Source organism: Falsiroseomonas sp. (assembly GCF_030695085.1).
Taxonomy (GTDB): domain Bacteria; phylum Pseudomonadota; class Alphaproteobacteria; order Acetobacterales; family Acetobacteraceae; genus Falsiroseomonas.
This window is the reverse complement of record NZ_JAUYTS010000124.1, coordinates 1-1,090: the sequence shown is the minus strand read 5'-3', so window position 1 is coordinate 1,090 and position 1,090 is coordinate 1. Positions and strand designations below refer to the sequence as shown.

Below are 1,090 nucleotides of genomic sequence, written 5' to 3'. Positions count from 1 at the left end.
GAGCGCGAGGCCGACGCCCGCAAACGCATCGAGTCCATCGCCCGGGCCAATTTCGCCGCCCAGACCCAGACCCATGTCGCCGCCCTCGACCTGATGGAATCGCGCAACCCCTCCGACCTCGCCCGCCGCCTCGATGCGGTGGCGCAAGGGCGGTTCGGCCTCGCCGGCGCGGCCATCGCGCTTGAGAAGCCCGGCGGCGTGCCGTTCGGCTGGCGCGGATTGGAACCGGGCGGCGTTGACGCCCTGCTGGGCGAGCATGGCCTGACCTGGCTGGGTCCCAATTTCGACGGCCTCAACCTGTTCGGCGCGGCCGAGGATCAGGTGAAGTCGGTCGCCCTGATCCGCATGGCTCCGCAATTCCCCGGCGCGGACACGCCCCCCCGCCACGCCGTCTGCGCCTTCGGCTCGCCCGAAGAGGACGGCTTCACCCCCACCATGGGCTGCGAACTGGTGGCCTTCATCGCCCGGGTGGTGGAACGGACAGCCGAGCGATGGCCGATCCTGAATTGACCGCCCCAAGGGGCCTGAACGCAGACGAGGCTCTCGCCGCCTGGCTGGAGCACCTCGCGCATGAGCGCCGGCTCTCGCCGCGGACGCTGGAGGCCTATGGCCGTATCGGCCGCCTCTATCTGGCCTTTCTCGGCCGACACCGCGGCGGGTCGCAAAGCCTCGCCGATCTGGGAACCGTGACGGCGGCAGAGGTTCGCGCCCATCTGGCCGAGCGCCGCTCCGGCGACCATCCGCTGGCCGCAAGGTCGATCAGCCAGACCCTGTCGGCCATCCGCGCCTTTCACAATTTCCTCGACCGGCGCTGCGCCACGCCCGCGCCGCAGCTGGCCCTGGTGCGCGGCCCGCGCATCAAACCCTCCCTGCCCCGGCCGGTCAGCGAGGACCAGGCCCGCGGCCTGCTGCAGGAGCCCGACGCCGACCCCGACGCCGAACCGTGGGAGGCGGCCCGCGACCGGGCGGTGCTGACCCTGCTCTACGGCTGCGGCCTGCGCATCTCGGAAGCCCTGTCCCTGACGTTCGCCGACGCACCGCTTCCGGAGACGTTGCGCATCACCGGCAAGGGCGGCAAGACCCGGATGGT

Annotated in this window: 2 protein-coding genes; both read left to right on the top strand. The window is 71.8% G+C overall.

The window, feature by feature from the left end; all coding sequences use genetic code 11:
* The coding region (locus tag Q8S40_RS13730; RefSeq protein ID WP_305670836.1) for a DUF484 family protein at positions 1–510 on the top strand (510 nt) is incomplete at its 5' end.
* Positions 492–1,090 (top strand): site-specific integrase (locus Q8S40_RS13725; RefSeq protein WP_305670835.1); only part of this gene is annotated, 599 nt, incomplete at its 3' end. The genes Q8S40_RS13730 and Q8S40_RS13725, both read left to right, overlap by 19 nt.